A 16,110-nucleotide genomic window follows, 5' to 3' on the forward strand; every position below is an offset into this window, starting at 1 on the left:
GGCATGGCCAAGAGCGAGCATCAGGTCCCGCGTCGTCCGACCCTGAGGATGGTCGCCGAGCGGGCGGGAGTGTCGACGGCGACGGTGTCCTACGTGTTCTCCGGACGCTCAGGGGCGAATGGGACCGGTGTCGCCGAAGCCACGGCGGCTCGTGTGCTGGCGGCCGCTGACGAACTGAACTACCGTCCCAACAGTGCGGCACGGGCGATCCGCACCGGACGCAGCGGCATGGTGCAGCTCTCGCTGCACATGCTGAGCGACCCGTGGTCCCTGGCCGTGGCCGATGCTGTGAATGCCGAGGCGAACAGGCACGGGCTCACCACGCTGATCCTCGCGGACGGCGACTGGCACGCGGCCCTCGACCGGGTCGAGAGCGACGTGGCCTACCTCGACGGCGTCGGGCTCGACGATGCGGCGCGGCAGAACCTCGCCGACCTCGTACGCCGCGGACAGCGCCTCGTGGTGTTCTCCGAGCATCTGGACCCGGACGGCTTCGACGTCATCCGCTCCGATGCGATCCCCGGTTGCGAGATCGCGATAGATCATCTGCTGGAGACGCACACCGCGATCGGGTGCATCGCCGCGGAGGGGGCGGTACGCCTCGCCGACGAGCAGGTGACCCGCTACACGCCGTATGTCGAGAAACTCGCTGCGGCCGGCCTCGTGCCCGACCCTGCCTGGACGGTGACCTACGCGGACACCCAGGCGAGCGCGTTCACCGCTGCGGTCGAGCTGCTGTCCGGCGAGAACCGGCCGCACGCCGTCTACGCCACCACCGACTTCGCGGCGATCGCCACGATCAACGCCGCGCACATGCTCGGCCTCCGCGTGCCGCACGATGTCGCGGTGGTGGGGGTCGGCAACACCCCGGACGCCCGCCTGATCGCGCCCACCCTCACGACCGTCGGTCCGACCGATTTCTACGAGCGGCAGGCGCGCATCATCGTCGACCGCGCCCTCGAGACCGACCCCGCACCAGGGCGCCTGCACGAGTTCGCATGGACGCTCTTCCCCGGCGGATCGACCGACCTCGACGCCCCCGCACCGCGGGCCCGTTGACCTCGGCATCCGCACAGACTCATCACACAAGAAGGACCATCGTGGATCTCCAGATCGGCATCATCGGCTTCGGCGCGCGCTCGACCCTGCAGGAAGAGGTGCATCGGCCCGGCCACGGCTCCCGCATCACCGCCGTGTGCGACCTCGCCCTGCGCGCTCGTGAGGACGCCCGTCTCCTCGTGCCGGACGCGCTCATCACCGACTCACTCGACGAACTGCTCTCCTCGGGCGTCGACGCCGTGATGGTGCTCACCCCCGACGACACGCACGCCGCGCTCAGCATCCGCGCCCTCGAAGCCGGGGTGCCGGTGTTCTGCGAGAAGCCCCTCGCGATCGACCTCGCCGACGCCGACCGGATGCTCGAGACCGCACGCCGCACCGGCACGGGACTCTACATCGGACACAACATGCGCCACATGCCGGTGATCACGCTGATGCGAGGCCTGATCCAGAGCGGACGCATCGGACAGGTCAAGGCCGTGTGGGTGCGGCACTTCGTCGGACACGGCGGCGACTTCTACTTCAAGGACTGGCACGCCGATCGCCGCCGCACGACGGGACTGCTGCTGCAGAAGGGCGCCCACGACATCGACATCATCCACTGGCTCGCCGGCGCCTACAGCGAGCGAGTCTCGGCGATGGGCGCGCTGAGCGTGTACGGCGACATCACCGACCGGCGTGACCGCACCGGGGAGCGGATGCCGGACTGGTTCAGCATGGACAACTGGCCGCCGACCGCGCTGACGGGACTGCACCCCGTCGTGGACGTCGAGGACATCTCGATGGTGAACATGCAGTTGGAGGGTGGCATCTTCGCGTCGTACCAGCAGTGCCACTTCACGCCCGACTACTGGCGCAACTACACGGTGATCGGCACCGAGGGGCGCATCGAGAATTTCGGCGACGTGGCCGGCAGCGAGGTCAAGCTGTGGAATCGGCGTCATGCCGGGGCAGCGGCGGCCGACGAGACCTTCATCGTCCCCGAGGTCCCCGACGCCGGACACGACGGTGCGGACGCGCTGCTCGTCGCGGAGTTCCTGCGCTTCGTGCGCCACGGCGGACTCACCGAGACGTCGCCCGTCGCGGCCCGCGAAGCCGTCGCAGCCGGCATCCTCGCGACCGCCTCGCTGCGGGGTGACGGATCGGCGATCGAGATTCCGCCGCTGGACCCCGAGCTCGTCGCCTACTTCGAGCGCGGGCAGGTCGAGGCCGCACTGGTCTGAACGCCTGGTCCGAACGCCTGGTCTGAGATCCTGGCAGTCATGAAGGCACTGCGAGACGATGCGCCGACGGTCTGGTCGATGACCGGGCGCGCGCGGCTCGTGGGGGAGTCGCTCGGACTCGTGGTGCTCCTCGCCGCGACGTGGGTCATCGCGGGAATCGCTCTGCAGGGTGCGGGCGTGGGGGTGGTGTCGGCAGGGCGCACGGCTTTCGCCGCACTCGGGCTCCTGCTGGTCGTGGCCGTCGCCCGCTCCTCCCCGCGGATCGCTCTGCGGTACACGGCAGGGCAGCTCACCGTCCTCGCCATCACCGGAGTCGCCGGATACACGGTGCTCTCGACCCTTGCCATCGCGCTCGCGGGGCCCGCGATCCCCAGCCTCGTCCTGGCGCTCTCGCCCGTGGTGGTGCTGCTGCTCGAGCATGCTCTGGCGCGTACGCGCATGCATCCACTCGTGCTCGCGGCGACCGTCGTCGCGATGGTCGGTGCCGTGCTGTACGTCGCTCCGCGGATCGGCGGGGGAGCGGAGGCGAACGTCGCCGGGGGTGTGCTCGCCGCAGTGGCGGCGATGCTGTCCATGTCGGTCTACGGATTGCTCTTCGCCCACGTGAACCGCGGGCGCTCCGGCCCGATCGCTCCGCGCATCCTGCCGATCTTCGCGCTCGGGAGCGTTCCGCTCGTGGTCTGGGCGGTCATAGAGGTGAGCGTCGGTGGATCGATCGAACCCCTCAGCATCGCCGTGCTGGCGGTACTCGGCCTCGGCATCTACGTGCCCGCCTATCTGCTGCAGCACCGGCTCATCCTCACCGCGGGCCCGTCCTACACCGCGCTGCTCGGTCTCGCAGTACCGCCGCTGGTGGGCATCGCCTCGGTGCTCCTGGGCCTTGCCGCGCTCCCGGCCCCGGTGCAGGTCGTCGGCATCGCCCTCACGCTCATCGGGATGCTCGTCGTCATCCGGATGAAGGAGTGACCCGGGGCGACGTCGCCTCCCAGCGTCTTCACAATCCTGAAATGTACAAACGTACATGTACGGATGTCCAAGGGGGCGGGATGAAGAACGGGGAGCGTCGGCGACGTGACCCTGAAGCGCGCCGTCGGGAGATCGTGACCGCGACAGCCGAGCTCATCGTCGAGGTGGGCGCCGAAGCCGTCACACACCGCATGGTCGCCGCGCGTGCCGGGGTGCCGCTCGGGGCGACGACGCAGTACTTCGACACCCTCGACGACCTCAGGGCTGCCGCGTTCCGCGCACTTGCGGAAGAGGTCGATGCCCGTCTCGACGGAGTGCGTCAGACCATCGCCGAACGCGGTGACACCCCCGACGTCATCGCTGCGCTGGTGTTCGAGAGCATGGACGACCATCACGCGGTGCAGGCTGACCGTGCCGTGGTCACCGCCGCCGTGCACGACCCCCGCCTGCGCGATCTGGCCCGTCATCTGTCGGACCGGCTGGTCGACCTGCTCACGCCGACCTATGGCGAAGACCGTGCCAGAGCGGCGATGATCTTCATCGACGGCGTCATGTGGAGCACGCAGATCCGCGACGACCGCCTTGCCCAATCGTTCATCGAGTCCGCACTGGCGCGGATCCTCGGAGATTCCGTCTCCACCCCCTCCGCAGCGACAGCCACACCCTGACACCGAGGAAACCGCCTTGTCGAAACTCGCCATCCTGAGCCTCAAGAACCGCGCGCTCATCGCCCTGATCACCATCGTCGCGGCGGTGTTCGGCGGCCTCGCGCTCACGAACCTCAAGCAGGAGCTCATCCCCTCGCTCGAGTTGCCGGCGCTCGTCGTCATGACGACCTACCCCGGTGCATCGCCGGAGGTCGTCGAGAACGACGTCTCCACGCCGGTCGAAGCGGCGATCCAGGGCGTCCCCGGCCTGGAGTCGACGACGGCGACCAGCACCACCAACGCGTCGATCGTGCAGGCGATGTTCGCCTACGGCACCAACCTCGCCACGGCAGAGCAGAAGATCCAGCAGGCGATCAACCGCATCTCCTCGCAACTGCCGGAGGATGTGACGCCACAGGTGCTGTCGGTCTCCATCGACGACTTCCCCGTGATCCAGGTGGCCGTCACCGGGTTCGAGGACGCAGACAACGCGCAGGCCCAGCTCGAATCCGTCGCGATCCCCGAACTCGAAGACGTCGACGGCGTCAACGCGGCCGAGATCGTGGGCGGGGTCGGTCAGCGCATCAGCATCACGCCCGACGTGGCGAAGCTCGCTGCTGCGGGCCAGAGCACCTCGGCGATCAACGACGCACTCGACCAGAACGGCACGCTGTTCCCCGGTGGCGACATCACCGAGAACGGTCAGACGCTGACGGTGCAGACCGGGGCGAAGATCACCTCGGTCGAGGAGATCGCCGCCCTTCCGCTGGTCGGCAGCGACGTCACGATCGGCGATGTCGCGACGGTCGTGCAGGAGTCCGACCCCGTCACCTCCATCTCCCGTGTCGACGGCAAGGATGCGCTGTCGATCTCCATCACCAAACTCCCGGCCGCGAACACCGTCGAGGTGTCCAACGGCGTGATCGCCGCGCTCGACACGATCGGCGATGCCTTCCCGGACGCGACCTTCACGGTGATCTTCGACCAGGCTCCGTTCATCGTGCAGTCGATCGAGACGCTCGCCACCGAGGGAATGCTCGGCCTGGTGTTCGCGGTGCTCGTGATCCTCGTCTTCCTGATGTCGGTGCGCTCCACCCTCGTCACCGCGATCTCGATCCCCACCAGCGTGCTCATCACCTTCATCGGGCTGCAGGCGTTCGGCTACTCGCTGAACGTGCTGACCCTCGGTGCGCTCACGATCGCGATCGGCCGCGTGGTCGACGACTCGATCGTCGTGATCGAGAACATCAAACGTCACTACGTGGGCGACGCCGACAAGGGCGATGCGATCCGCCTCGCCGTGCGCGAGGTCGCCATGGCGATCACGGCGTCGACCATCACGACCGTGGCGGTGTTCCTGCCGATCGTCTTCGTCGGCGACATGGTCGGAGAGCTGTTCCGCCCGTTCGCGATGACCGTGACGATCGCGATGGTCGCCTCGCTCCTCGTCGCCCTGACGATCGTGCCGGTGCTCGCCTACTGGTTCCTCAAGCCGGGCAAGCCGTTGCTCGACGAGCACGGCGACGCGACCGACCCGGAGCACCCTGACGCTCCGCCGACGTGGCTGCAGCGCCAGTACCGTCCGATTTTGGGCTGGACGCTCAAGCACTCCGGTGTCACGGTGATCCTCGCGGTCGTCGTGCTCGGCGCCACGCTCGCCGCAGCGCCGCTGATGAAGGTCAACTTCCTCGGCGACTCCGGTCAGAACACCATGACCATCACGCAGGACCTCGGTCCGACGGCGAGTCTGCAGGCCAAGTCGGATGCGGCGGTCGCGGTCGAGGATGCCCTGCTCGACATCGACGGCATCGAGCACGTGCAGGCCTCGATCGGCACCAGCGGTTCGGCGCTCAGCGACGCCTTCTCGGGCGGCGCGGGCGTCACGTACTCGGTGCTCACCGACTCGAACGCCGACCAGGAGAAGCTCCGCGCGGATGTGCAGGATGCGATCGACGGCCTCGGTGACGATGTCGGAGATGTCGCGGTCTCTGCCTCGGCCGGCTTCGGATCGAGCGACATCGAGATCACGGTCAGCGCCTCGAGCTCGGACGACCTCCAGACGGCGACCACCGCGCTCGTCGAGGAGCTCGACGGAAAGGACGGCGTCGGTCAGGTGAGCGACAACCTCGCCGCGTCGCTGCCCTACATCGCCGTCGTGGTCGACCGGGAAGCCGCGGCACAGCGTGGACTCTCCGAGGTCGCGGTGGGTGCCATCGTCTCGGGCACCATGCGCCCGCAGCAGGCCGGATCCGTCGAGATCGACGACACCGCGCTGACGGTCTACATCGTCACTCCGAACCCGCCGACCACGGTCGACGCACTGAAGCAGCTCACCATCCCGACGCCGACCGGCATCGTGCAGCTGCAGGACATCGCGACCGTCGAGCAGCAGAACGGGCCGACCTCGATCACGACCGAGCAGGGCCGTCGTACCGCGACGGTCACCGTGCCGCCGGCGTCGGACAACCTCGCCACGGCCACGCAGTCCGTGAACACCGCGCTCGCCGCGGTCGACCTGCCCGACGGTGCATCCGCCGAGGTGGGTGGCGTGGCGTCGCAGCAGGCCGACTCGTTCTCGCAGCTGGGCCTGGCGATGCTCGCGGCCATCCTGATCGTCTACGTGGTCATGGTCGCGACCTTCAAGTCGCTGCGCCAGCCGCTGCTGCTGCTCATCTCGGTGCCGTTCGCGGCGACCGGGGCGATCCTGCTGCAGATCATCACGGGTGTGCCGCTCGGCGTCGCGTCGCTGATCGGCGTGCTGATGCTCATCGGCATCGTGGTGACGAACGCGATCGTGCTCGTCGACCTCGTGAACCAGTATCGGGAGAAGGGGCTTTCGACCATCGAGGCGGTCAAGGCCGGTGGCGAGAAGCGTCTGCGGCCGATCCTGATGACCGCGCTCGCGACGATCCTGGCCCTGACTCCGATGGCGCTCGGCATCACGGGCCACGGCGGCTTCATCTCGCAGCCGCTCGCCATCGTCGTGATCGGCGGTCTGATCTCGTCGACCGTGCTGACGCTGATCGTGCTGCCGACGCTCTACAACCTCGTCGAGGGTGCCAAGGAGCGTCGTGCTGCGCGCAAGGCCGGTGGCTCGGATGCCGGGGGAGCGCCCGCTCCGGAAGCTCCGGCCGGTCCCGCCGCACCTGCCGCCGCGACGGGTCCCGGTGCCCCGGTTCTGATCGACGCGTCCGGCCTCCCGCACGCGCCTCAGCTCACGCGGCGCGAGCTGCGAGATCGCGGGGAGTAGGTCGCGCTCGCGGCTCCGTCCGGCCGAAACGGAGACCATGTACGCCGCGCCCGGCGAGTCCCCATCTGACTCGCCGGCCGGGCGTCATTCGGTCTCCGTTTTCGCGGAGGATGAGCGCGGAGGATGAGCGCGGAGGGGCTTGGGTGGGCCGCTCAGCTCAGGGCGATGCCCCAGTGCAGGGTCCAGGTCTCGTCGGGGTCGAGGTGCCGGATGCCGAGGCCGCTGTTCAGGGCATCGGCGGGCGCGGTCATCGGCTCGATCGCGACGGCCAGGCTCTGTCCGGGATAGGCGGGCGTGGTGTACACCTGCACGTAGTCGAAGCCCTCGCCCTGCCAGAGCGTGACCCGTCGGCCGTCCGGTGCGGTGAGGGAATGACGGACGATGCGGTCCGCGTCGCGGGTCAGGTCCGCGAAGCCGGTGTCGAGCGAGACATCGCCGAGGCGCACGCCCTCACGCAGAGCGGCATCGGCCGGGCGGGTGCCGGTGGGCAGCATCCGGTCGTCGGTCTCGATGGCGGTCCCGGCGGGGATTCGCAGGACGAGGTCGTGCGGGTCGACGTCGCCGATCGTGACGAAGGGGTGGGTTCCGAGCGCGACCGGGGCGCGGTCGGCCGACCGGTTGGTCAGCGTGTGCGCGACATCGATGCCGTCGGCGGTCAGGGTGTACGTGACGGCGGTCTCGATCAGGTACGGGTATCCGGTCTGCGGCACGATCGTCGCGCGGAGAACCGCCGCCGTCTCGGTCTGGGCGACCTCGTACGAGGTGAAACGCAGCAGGCCGTGGCTCGCGTTGCCGAGTTTGGGCTCCGTGATGGCGAGCTGTCTGACCGTGCCCGCATCGTCCCATCGTCCGTCGCGCACGCGGTTCGGCCACGGCGCGAGAACCACTCCGGAGCACGACGGGGTCGGAGAGTCCTCGGGGTACGGCGGCACGAGGTCGACGCCCCCGACGCGCAGCGAACGGAGCGAGGCTCCGACCTGAGCGATCTGCGCGGTGACGTCGCCGAGCTGCAGGGCGATCTGGGTGCCGGTGGGAGAGACGGAAATCACTCCCTCAGCGTAGGGGCACCCGCTCGGCACCGGGGTCTGTGCGGTCTCTCAGGAGCGTCGGCTACACTTGAACGGTCGGCTTCGGACACCCGCGCGTTGGCGCGGACGTTTTATGTGTGTGAAGTGTGAGTCCAGGGGCCGATGGTGAGCGTCGATCGACGCAAATCAACCATCACATGAATGGCCCCGGCCGCTGACAGTCCGGAACCCCGCTGGTCGCATCCGACCACGCGCTGGGTGCTCGCGCGTGTGCGCGGCGCTGTTCTCGTGCGAGAACACAGAAAGAACACCGTAATGCCGAAGAACAAGAAGCCCCGCGGCGGGCGTCCCGCCGCCAACTTCGAGCCGCGCTACGGCGCCAAGAAGACCTCCTTCCACGATCGCCACAACGGCGGGCCCGCCCGCGACGGTGCGCGCGATGAGCGCGGTGGACGCGCCGATGTCGGTGACCGCCGCTCCGCTCCCGCCGCAGGTGGATACGACCGTCGTCCCGGCAGCCGCAGCGCCGGTCACCGGGGCTACCGCCCGGCCGAGGCCGAGGGCGGTGCTCCCAAGCAGCGGTGGGGTGCGTCCGAGCGCGCCGGCCGCGATGAGGCCCGCGCCATTCGCAACCGTGCCGAGTCCGGGCGCCGTGAGGCTCCGCATCACCGCAACGACGACCGCTCCGAGCGCCCTCGCTACAACGACCGACCCAGCGCCGGCGGCCGTTTCGACGACCGTCCGCGTCGTGACGACCGCGGTGCCGGCACCCAGCGTCAGGGCTTCCGCGACAACGACCACCGCGATGGCGGACGTCCGGTTCGGGACGATCGCCGTGGCGGCGAGCGTCCCCGGTTCACCAGCGACCGTGGGGGAGAGCGTCCCCGCTTCAACGACCGCGGCAACGACCGCCCCCGGTTCGATCGCGACGAGCGCCCGCGCCGGGATGACCGCGGCTTCGACCGCACCCGCTCGAACGATCGTGGCACCGAGCGCCCCGAGCGTTCCTACGACGCCGACCGCGCACGCCGCGCTTTCGACCGCGACCGCACCCAGCGTTCCTTCGAGGGTGGGCGTGAGCGTCCGTCGACCGGTGGCGCCTACCGCACCGAGCGCCCCCGTCCGCTGACCTCGGACACCCGTGGCCGCCCGGCACGCAATGAGCGCCCGAGCCGCAACGACTGGAACGCCACCAGCCGTCCGGCCTCGACCGGAGCGAAGTTCGCACCCGGTGACGATGTCGTCCACGAGCGCCTCGAGGCGAAGTCCGTCGCGGCCGTCGAGGTCGATGGTGTGACGTTCGGCGATCTGGGTCTCGGCTCCAACATCGTCGAGACCCTCGTCGGAATGGGCGCGGCGACGCCGTTCCCCATCCAGGCCGCCAGCATCCCCGCCGTGCTCGCCGGACGCGACGTGCTCGCCCGCGGCCGTACCGGCTCGGGCAAGACCATCGCCTTCGGTGCACCGCTCGTCGAGCGCGTGCTGCAGTCGCAGGCCGGCAAGCGCCGTGAGTTCGGACGTTCGCCGCGCGCGATCATCCTCGCTCCGACCCGCGAGCTCGCCCTGCAGATCGACCGCACCATTCAGCCGATCGCCCGCAGCGTCGGCCTGTTCACCACGCAGATCTACGGTGGTGTGCCGCAGGGCCGCCAGGTGGGTGCGCTCAAGAAGGGCGTCGACATCGTGATCGGCACCCCCGGTCGCATCGAAGACCTCATCAACCAGGGCAAGCTCGACCTCTCCGACTGCCGCATCGCGGTGCTCGACGAGGCCGACCACATGTGCGAGCTCGGTTTCGTCGAGCCCGTGCAGCGCATCCTGCGTCACACCGCGGACGGCAGCCAGAAGCTGCTGTTCTCGGCGACGCTGGACCGCGAGGTCGCCGCGCTCGTCGATGAGTTCCTGGTCGACCCTGCCGTGTACGAGGTTGCCGGTGAGGACCAGGACTCCAGCACGATCGAGCACCGCGTGCTCGTGATCGAGCACCGCGACAAGGCCGACATCCTCACGTCGCTCGTCGACCGTGACGGCAAGACGCTGGTCTTCGCCCGCACGCGCGCCTACGCCGACATGCTCGCCGAGCAGTTCGACGACGCAGGCATCCCGGCCGTCTCGCTGCACGGAGACCTGAACCAGGCCAAGCGCACGCGCAACCTCGAGCGTCTGACCTCGGGCCGCGTGAACGTGCTCGTCGCCACCGATGTCGCCGCCCGCGGCATCCACGTCGACGACATCGACCTGGTCGTCCAGGCCGATGCGCCCGACGAGTACAAGACATACCTGCACCGCTCGGGTCGCACCGGGCGCGCCGGTCGCTCGGGTCGCGTCGTCACGCTGATCACGCGCCAGCGTCAGCGCCGCATGACCGAACTGCTCGATCGCGCCGAGATCGACGCACCGTTCGAGAACGCCCGTCTGGACGACGACGTGATCGAGGAGATCGCGGGTCGCGTGCCGACCGCGGCCGACCTGACCGCCTGAGGCTCATCCGCGAAGGCCCCGTCCCACTTCTGTGGGGCGGGGCCTTCGTCGTGCGCGGGTTCGTGGCGCGGAGCGGCGAGTGCACGGGGTGTCGGCGAGTGCACGGGGTGTTGACGTCGAGAGGCCGTGCATTCGGCGATAGGCCGTGCACTCGGGGCGCGGGTGCGCGGACGGGTCAGGCCAGCTCGTGCTCGTGCACGGTCGACGTCAGGTTCGTGCCGTTGAGGTCGACGTAGATCACGCTCTCCGTGACGGTGAGGGTCATCGTGTTGCGGCGTTCGATCAGGGCGGCAGCTGCCTCGATGAAGCCGGGGTCGAAGCTGTAGACGCGGATGTCCTCGCGGCGGTGGATGCGCTTGTCCGTCCACGGCGCCATCACCTTGGCGGGGTCGCGGTGGGTGTAGACCACGGTGCGCTCGGCGAGCCGGCTGCCGTAGTGCAGGCGCTCGGCATCGGGCGCGCCGATCTCGACCCAGGCCGTGATGAGGCCGGTGAGGTCGCGCACCAGAACCGCGGGCTCCTCGGTTGACGAGATGCTGCCGCCGAAAGTGATGCCCTCGGCGAACTCGAGCCCGTAGGCCAGCACGCGCGTGAGCATGTAGGCATCGGTCTCGGACGGGTGCCGCGCAACTCGCAAGGAGTAGTCCTCGTAGACGCCGCGATCGGTGTCAGCGAGCTGCACCTCGAATGTGTGGACTGTGGAACCGATCGCCATGATCCCCGAGCCTACGCGGGTGCGGGAGTCGAGACCGACCACCCGGTCAGAAGAGCATCGGCTGCGCGCGCGGTGCCTCGGCTCGGGCACTGGGTGTGAATCGCACCGCTGCTGCTGCCGCCTCGGTTGCTGCACTCGACTGCACGTGGCCCTGCCCCGGTCGGAACCCGCGGCGGGAGTAGTCGTCTTCGTGGCGGCCGTCCAGCCCATGCATGCGGATGAGCGGACGAGTGCGTTTCGCGAGCCACTGTCTGTATCCCTTCGGTGCCTCGGCAGAAGCGCCCGGATACAGCCCTCGGTACGACGAGACGAGGTCGGGGCGATTCGCGTCGAGCCATTGGAAGAACCACGGCTTCACCCCCGGTCGCAGGTGCAGGGCTCCGTAGATGACGTTTCGCGCCCCTGCCTCTTTGATGCGCACGAGGGCGCTGTCGATCGCGGCGAGCGAGTCGGTCATGTGCGGCATGATCGGCATGAGGAACACCGTCACGGGGAATCCGGCATCCGCCAGTGCCCGCACGGTGTCGAGCCGAGCCTGCGTCGTCGGCGCCCCAGGCTCGATGGCCTTCTGCAGGTCGTCGTCGTACATCGCGATCGACATCTGCACATCGATCGGTACCCGCTTCGCGGCCTTCACGAGCAGCGGGATGTCGCGGCGGATCAGTGTCCCCTTGGTGAGGATCGAGATCGGGGTGCCGGATGCCGCGAGCGTCTCGATGATGCCTGGCATGAGTTTGTAGCGCCCCTCAGCCCGCTGATACGGATCGGTGTTCGTGCCCAACGCCACGGTCTCGTGCTCCCAGCTGCCCTTGCGCAGCTCTCGTTCGAGCACCTCGACGACATTCACCTTCACGACGATCTGCGAGTCGAAGTCGGATCCTCCGTCGAGGTCGAGGTACTCGTGCGTGCCGCGGGCGAAGCAGTAGACGCAGGCGTGAGAACATCCGCGATAGGGGTTGATCGTCCATGCGAACGGCATGCGCGAGGCGCCGGGGACATGGTTCAGTGCCGACTTCGAGAGCACCTCGTGGAACGTCATGTCTGCGAACTCGGGAGTTGTCACCGAGCGCAGCACGCTGGATCGGTCTTCGAGGCCGGGGAGCGCTGACGCATCCGTCTCGCCGAGTTTCTGTCCTTGCCACCGCATTCGACTATTCGAACAGATGATCGATGTCGATGCAAGCCACTCTCATAACTATCTTCGAATGAGATAATGGGCCAATGCCCTTTCTGCCGCACGCTCAGCATGCGGCGCCGCGGTCCCCGATCCGCGGACCCGCTCTCCCGATCGGCGTCGCCCTGACGGCGATCGGCATCCTCTTCTCGATCGGCTCCGGTCCGGTGCCGTCGTCCGATGCCGAGGTCATGCCCGTCCCGGTCGCGGTCATGCAGGTTCCGCCGGTCAAGGTCGCTGCGACCACGGCGGCCGATCCCTGCGCCGAGCAGTCGGTGCAGCAGGCCATCGCGAACGGAGACGATGCGGGCGCGATCGCGGGCTTCGGGGGAGGGGTGGCCTTCCGTGAGGCGGTGGTGGCGGGCAACGCTCCCTGTATCTCGCTCAGCGATCCCGCACGCCTCTGGGTGGTGGTGAACAAGTCGCTGCCGCTGGATCCCCCGACCTACGAGCCGGCGGACCTCGCTCAGGTGCCGCTGCAGATGACGACACCGTCCGGACGTGTGCGCTCCGATGTGGCCGCCGCCGTCGGCCGGATGGCGGATGCGGCAGCCGCTGCCGGCGTCGGACGCATCGGGGCCAACAACGGCTACCGCTCCTATGGCCTTCAGGTGACGACCTACGGCTCGCATGTGCGTTCCCAGGGGCAGGCGGAGGCGGATGCCGGCTCGGCGCGCCCCGGTCACAGCGAGCACCAGACGGGTCTCGCCCTCGATGTGGTGGCCTGCGGTGCGGGCTGCGGCGGACTCGACGGCTTCGGCGGCACGGCCCAGAGCGACTGGGTCGCAGCTCACGCCTGGGAGTACGGATTCATCGTGCGCTACGAGCAGGTCGGCACCCCGGTCACCGGATACGCCCCGGAGCCGTGGCACCTCCGCTACGTCGGGGTCGACCTCGCGGCGGCGTACCACGAGGGTGGATTCCACACGCTGGAGGAGTTCTTCGCGTTGCCTGCCGCCCCCGATTACTCGCACTGAATCAGGGGAGGGACGCCCCGGTTGCGGCATCCGACAACCGCGGTACCCAGTCTCATGATTTATGGGATGCATTCTCACAACGTCCTGTCTCCGGCTTCCCTGGCGACGTAGAATCTCCGGAGCAATGATGCACGACACGTTCAGGAGGACGGCATGGAACGCGACATCTACGACGAGGATCACGAGGCTTTCCGGGACCTGGTCAAGGACTTCGTCAAGCGCCACGTGACCAACGAGGCGATCGAGCGGTGGGATGCGGCGGGCGAGATCGACCGCGCGACCATGCTGGCAGCCGGCGAGGCCGGTCTGATCGGGCTCTCCGTCCCCGAGGAGTTCGGCGGCGCGGGGATGCTGCAGGACTACCGCTTCCGCACGATCGTCATGGAGGAGGTCATCGCCTCCGGTGCGGGCTCGCTGGCCGGTGCCTTCGGCATCCAGGACGACCTGGCCGTGCCCTACCTCGTGCACATGGGAACGCAGGAGCAGAAGGAGAAGTGGCTGCCCCGCATGGCCACGGGCGAGGTGCTCGGCGCGCTCGCGATGACCGATCCCGGCGCTGGCTCCGACCTGCGCGGGATCAAGACCAACGCCAAGAAGGTCGACGGCGGCTACATCCTCAACGGCGCGAAGACGTTCATCTCCTCCGGCACGACCGCCGACGTCGTCGTGACCTTCGTCAAGACCGGTGACGGCAACCGCCCGGATGCGTTCAGCCTGCTGCTCGTCGAGAAGGGCATGGAGGGCTTCGACCAGGGCAAGAAGCTCAGCAAGATGGGCTTCCACGGCTGGGACACGGCCGAGCTCAGCTTCACGGACGTGTTCGTCCCCGACGAGAATCTCATCAGCGGCAAAGAGGGTCAGGGGTTCATCCAGCTGATGCTCAACCTGCCGCTCGAGCGCCTCTCGATCGGCGTCGCCGCAGCCGCAGCCGCACAGGCCGCCCTCGACTGGACCATCGCATACACGAAGGACCGCGAGGCGTTCGGCGAGCGCATCGCCGACTTCCAGAACACCCGCTTCCGGCTCGCCGACATGTCTGCGACCACCGATGCGATGTGGGCCTACATCGACCGCGCGCTCCGGGCGTACTCGCAGGGGAAGCTCTCCGCCGAGGACGCCGCGAAGGTGAAGTTCTGGGCGACCGAGCGCGAGTGGGAGGTGCTCGACACGGGAGTGCAGCTGCACGGCGGCTACGGCTACATCATGGAGTACCCGATCGCCCGCGCGTTCACCGATGCCCGAGTGCACCGCATCTACGGCGGCACGAACGAGATCATGCGCGACCTGGTGGGGCGTCAGATCGCCGGCAAGCGCTGAGGCGTTACCCCTGAGGAGGTCCCGGATATCGCATCCGGGGCCTCTTCTCGTCTCTGCGCCGTCGACTGCCGAGGCGTGGACAGGGGATGTCGGCTCCCGGTTGAATCGAGTGCATGACGACGTCGCTCGCAAGGATCCTGGATGAACACGTCGCGCGGGGCACGGCTCCGGGGATCATCGGCGTGCACGGTGAACCCGGTCGGTCGTTCGAGATCGTCGCGGCCGGAGACCTGCCGGTGGATGCGATCGTGCGCATCCAGTCGATGACCAAGCCGATCCTCGCGGTCGCCGCACTGCGACTCGTGCAGGCGGGGCGACTCCTTCTCGACGATCCCGTGGAGCAGTGGGTGCCCGAGCTCGCCGATCGTCAGGTGCTGCGCGTCCCCGATGCTGCCCTCGACGACGTCGTGCCTGCGACGACGCCCATCACTGTGCGTCATCTGCTCACCAACACTTCGGGCTACGGCGTGCAGGTCGTGCCGTCGCCGCTCGCCGAGGCGATGATCACGAACCGGACGGCAGCCGGGCAGGAGCCGGTCGCGATGGGCGCACAGGAATGGCTGGACGCGCTGACCGCGCTCCCGCTGACGTTCGAGCCCGGCACCGGGTGGCGCTACCACCACTCCTTCGGCATCCTCGGGATCCTGCTCTCGCGGGTGGTCGAGGAGTCGCTGGACGAGCACCTTCGGCGTGACCTCTTCGGACCGTTGGGAATGGTCGACACGGGTTTCACGGTTCCCGTCGACCAGGCGCATCGCCTGCCCGCGGCTTATCGGCACCAGGAGGGGGAGCTGGTCGAGATCGAGCCGGCGGCCGCAGGGTTCTCTGTCGCGCCTGCGCCGTTCGATCTCAGTCACTCGGAACTCGTGTCGACGGCAGCCGACTATGCCGCGTTCGCAGGGATGCTGGCCGCCGGCGGGCGCCATGGCGGGAGTGCCGTCCTCGACCCGGAGCTGCTCGCGCTGATGCGTACGGACCAGGTGCCGGCCGCAGCGAAGACCGCGGACAGCTTCTTCCCGGGATTCTGGGAGGGCACGGGGTGGGGATTCGGCGTCGCGGTGCAGGCCGAGGGGGAGCACGCCGGCCGGTTCGGCTGGTCGGGTGGGCAGGGGACAGACTTCTGGATCGACCAGGACGGCTCGTTCCGCGTCGTGCTGAGCCAGGTCGAGATGGGACCGGACGTCATGGGGTTGTTCACCGACGTGCAGTGAAGCGCTCTGGCGGCTCCTGTGCCCGGGCGGGCCTGGCGGGTCGGCGGGTCGGCGGGTCGGTC

The 16,110-nt window shown here is 68.7% G+C and carries 12 protein-coding genes; 9 read left to right on the forward strand and 3 right to left on the reverse strand.

Translation table 11 applies throughout. The annotated features are described in order from the left end of the window. Nucleotides 1-3 precede the first annotated feature (3 nt). From AB4070_RS18235 to AB4070_RS18255, 5 genes are all read left to right on the forward strand, one after another. Nucleotides 4-1,059, forward strand: a complete 1,056-nt coding sequence (locus AB4070_RS18235; RefSeq protein ID WP_441981343.1) for a LacI family DNA-binding transcriptional regulator — start codon at nt 4-6, stop codon at nt 1,057-1,059. Nucleotides 1,060-1,100: 41 nt separating this feature from the next. Next, complete coding sequence (locus AB4070_RS18240; RefSeq protein ID WP_441981344.1) at nt 1,101-2,282, forward strand: Gfo/Idh/MocA family protein; 1,182 nt, start codon at nt 1,101-1,103, stop codon at nt 2,280-2,282. A gap of 39 nt (nt 2,283-2,321) precedes the next feature. Continuing rightward, nucleotides 2,322-3,248: a DMT family transporter gene (locus tag AB4070_RS18245; RefSeq protein ID WP_441981345.1), complete on the forward strand. Its 927-nt coding sequence runs from the start codon at nt 2,322-2,324 to the stop codon at nt 3,246-3,248. An 80-nt stretch (nt 3,249-3,328) separates the two neighbouring features. Beyond that, entirely contained in the window at nt 3,329-3,916 is a 588-nt protein-coding gene (locus AB4070_RS18250) for a TetR/AcrR family transcriptional regulator (RefSeq protein ID WP_441981346.1), read from the forward strand. A 16-nt stretch (nt 3,917-3,932) separates the two neighbouring features. After that, a complete protein-coding gene (locus tag AB4070_RS18255) occupies nt 3,933-7,145 on the forward strand; it encodes an efflux RND transporter permease subunit (RefSeq protein WP_441981347.1) in 3,213 nt (1,070 codons plus the stop codon). A 152-nt stretch (nt 7,146-7,297) separates the two neighbouring features. On the opposite strand, the gene AB4070_RS18260 is transcribed toward AB4070_RS18255, so the two are convergent. Beyond that, nucleotides 7,298-8,194, reverse strand: a complete 897-nt coding sequence (locus AB4070_RS18260) for an aldose 1-epimerase family protein (RefSeq protein WP_441981348.1) — start codon at nt 8,192-8,194, stop codon at nt 7,298-7,300. Between the two features lie 294 nt (nt 8,195-8,488). Between AB4070_RS18260 and AB4070_RS18265 the strand changes: the two genes are divergently transcribed. After that, complete coding sequence (locus AB4070_RS18265) at nt 8,489-10,654, forward strand: DEAD/DEAH box helicase (protein WP_441981349.1); 2,166 nt, start codon at nt 8,489-8,491, stop codon at nt 10,652-10,654. A gap of 175 nt (nt 10,655-10,829) precedes the next feature. On the opposite strand, the gene AB4070_RS18270 is transcribed toward AB4070_RS18265, so the two are convergent. Beyond that, entirely contained in the window at nt 10,830-11,369 is a 540-nt protein-coding gene (locus AB4070_RS18270) for a YaeQ family protein (protein ID WP_441981350.1), read from the reverse strand. A gap of 46 nt (nt 11,370-11,415) precedes the next feature. After that, complete coding sequence (locus tag AB4070_RS18275) at nt 11,416-12,516, reverse strand: Rv2578c family radical SAM protein (protein WP_441981351.1); 1,101 nt, start codon at nt 12,514-12,516, stop codon at nt 11,416-11,418. Between the two features lie 74 nt (nt 12,517-12,590). Here AB4070_RS18275 and AB4070_RS18280 point away from each other — a divergent pair, with 74 nt between their 5' ends. The 3 genes from AB4070_RS18280 (at nt 12,591) to AB4070_RS18290 (ending at nt 16,048) form a co-directional block, all read left to right on the forward strand. Continuing rightward, nucleotides 12,591-13,520, forward strand: coding sequence for a M15 family metallopeptidase (locus tag AB4070_RS18280; protein WP_441981352.1), 930 nt, complete (start codon nt 12,591-12,593; stop codon nt 13,518-13,520). A 153-nt stretch (nt 13,521-13,673) separates the two neighbouring features. Continuing rightward, complete coding sequence (locus AB4070_RS18285; protein ID WP_441981353.1) at nt 13,674-14,837, forward strand: acyl-CoA dehydrogenase family protein; 1,164 nt, start codon at nt 13,674-13,676, stop codon at nt 14,835-14,837. Nucleotides 14,838-14,950: 113 nt separating this feature from the next. Continuing rightward, the gene (locus tag AB4070_RS18290) at nt 14,951-16,048 is read left to right on the forward strand and encodes a serine hydrolase domain-containing protein (protein ID WP_441981354.1); all 1,098 of its coding nucleotides are present in this window, start codon (nt 14,951-14,953) and stop codon (nt 16,046-16,048) included. The last annotated feature ends 62 nt before the right edge of the window (nt 16,049-16,110 follow it).

It is taken from the genome of Microbacterium sp. 2RAF4, assembly GCF_052115285.1.
Classification (GTDB): Bacteria; Actinomycetota; Actinomycetes; order Actinomycetales; family Microbacteriaceae; genus Microbacterium; species Microbacterium oxydans.

Bases quoted from the DNA above. Each gene is read 5' to 3' on its own strand.
- AB4070_RS18265 (WP_441981349.1), top strand. From the start codon at position 8,489: ATGCCGAAGAACAAGAAGCCCCGCGGCGGGCGTCCCGCCGCCAACTTC.
- AB4070_RS18235 (WP_441981343.1), top strand. From the start codon at position 4: ATGGCCAAGAGCGAGCATCAGGTCCCGCGTCGTCCGACCCTGAGGATG.
- AB4070_RS18285 (WP_441981353.1), top strand. From the start codon at position 13,674: ATGGAACGCGACATCTACGACGAGGATCACGAGGCTTTCCGGGACCTG.
- AB4070_RS18245 (WP_441981345.1), top strand. From the start codon at position 2,322: ATGAAGGCACTGCGAGACGATGCGCCGACGGTCTGGTCGATGACCGGG.
- AB4070_RS18290 (WP_441981354.1), top strand. From the start codon at position 14,951: ATGACGACGTCGCTCGCAAGGATCCTGGATGAACACGTCGCGCGGGGC.
- AB4070_RS18280 (WP_441981352.1), top strand. From the start codon at position 12,591: ATGCCCTTTCTGCCGCACGCTCAGCATGCGGCGCCGCGGTCCCCGATC.
- AB4070_RS18250 (WP_441981346.1), top strand. From the start codon at position 3,329: ATGAAGAACGGGGAGCGTCGGCGACGTGACCCTGAAGCGCGCCGTCGG.
- AB4070_RS18270 (WP_441981350.1), bottom strand. From the start codon at position 11,369: ATGGCGATCGGTTCCACAGTCCACACATTCGAGGTGCAGCTCGCTGAC.
- AB4070_RS18275 (WP_441981351.1), bottom strand. From the start codon at position 12,516: ATGCGGTGGCAAGGACAGAAACTCGGCGAGACGGATGCGTCAGCGCTC.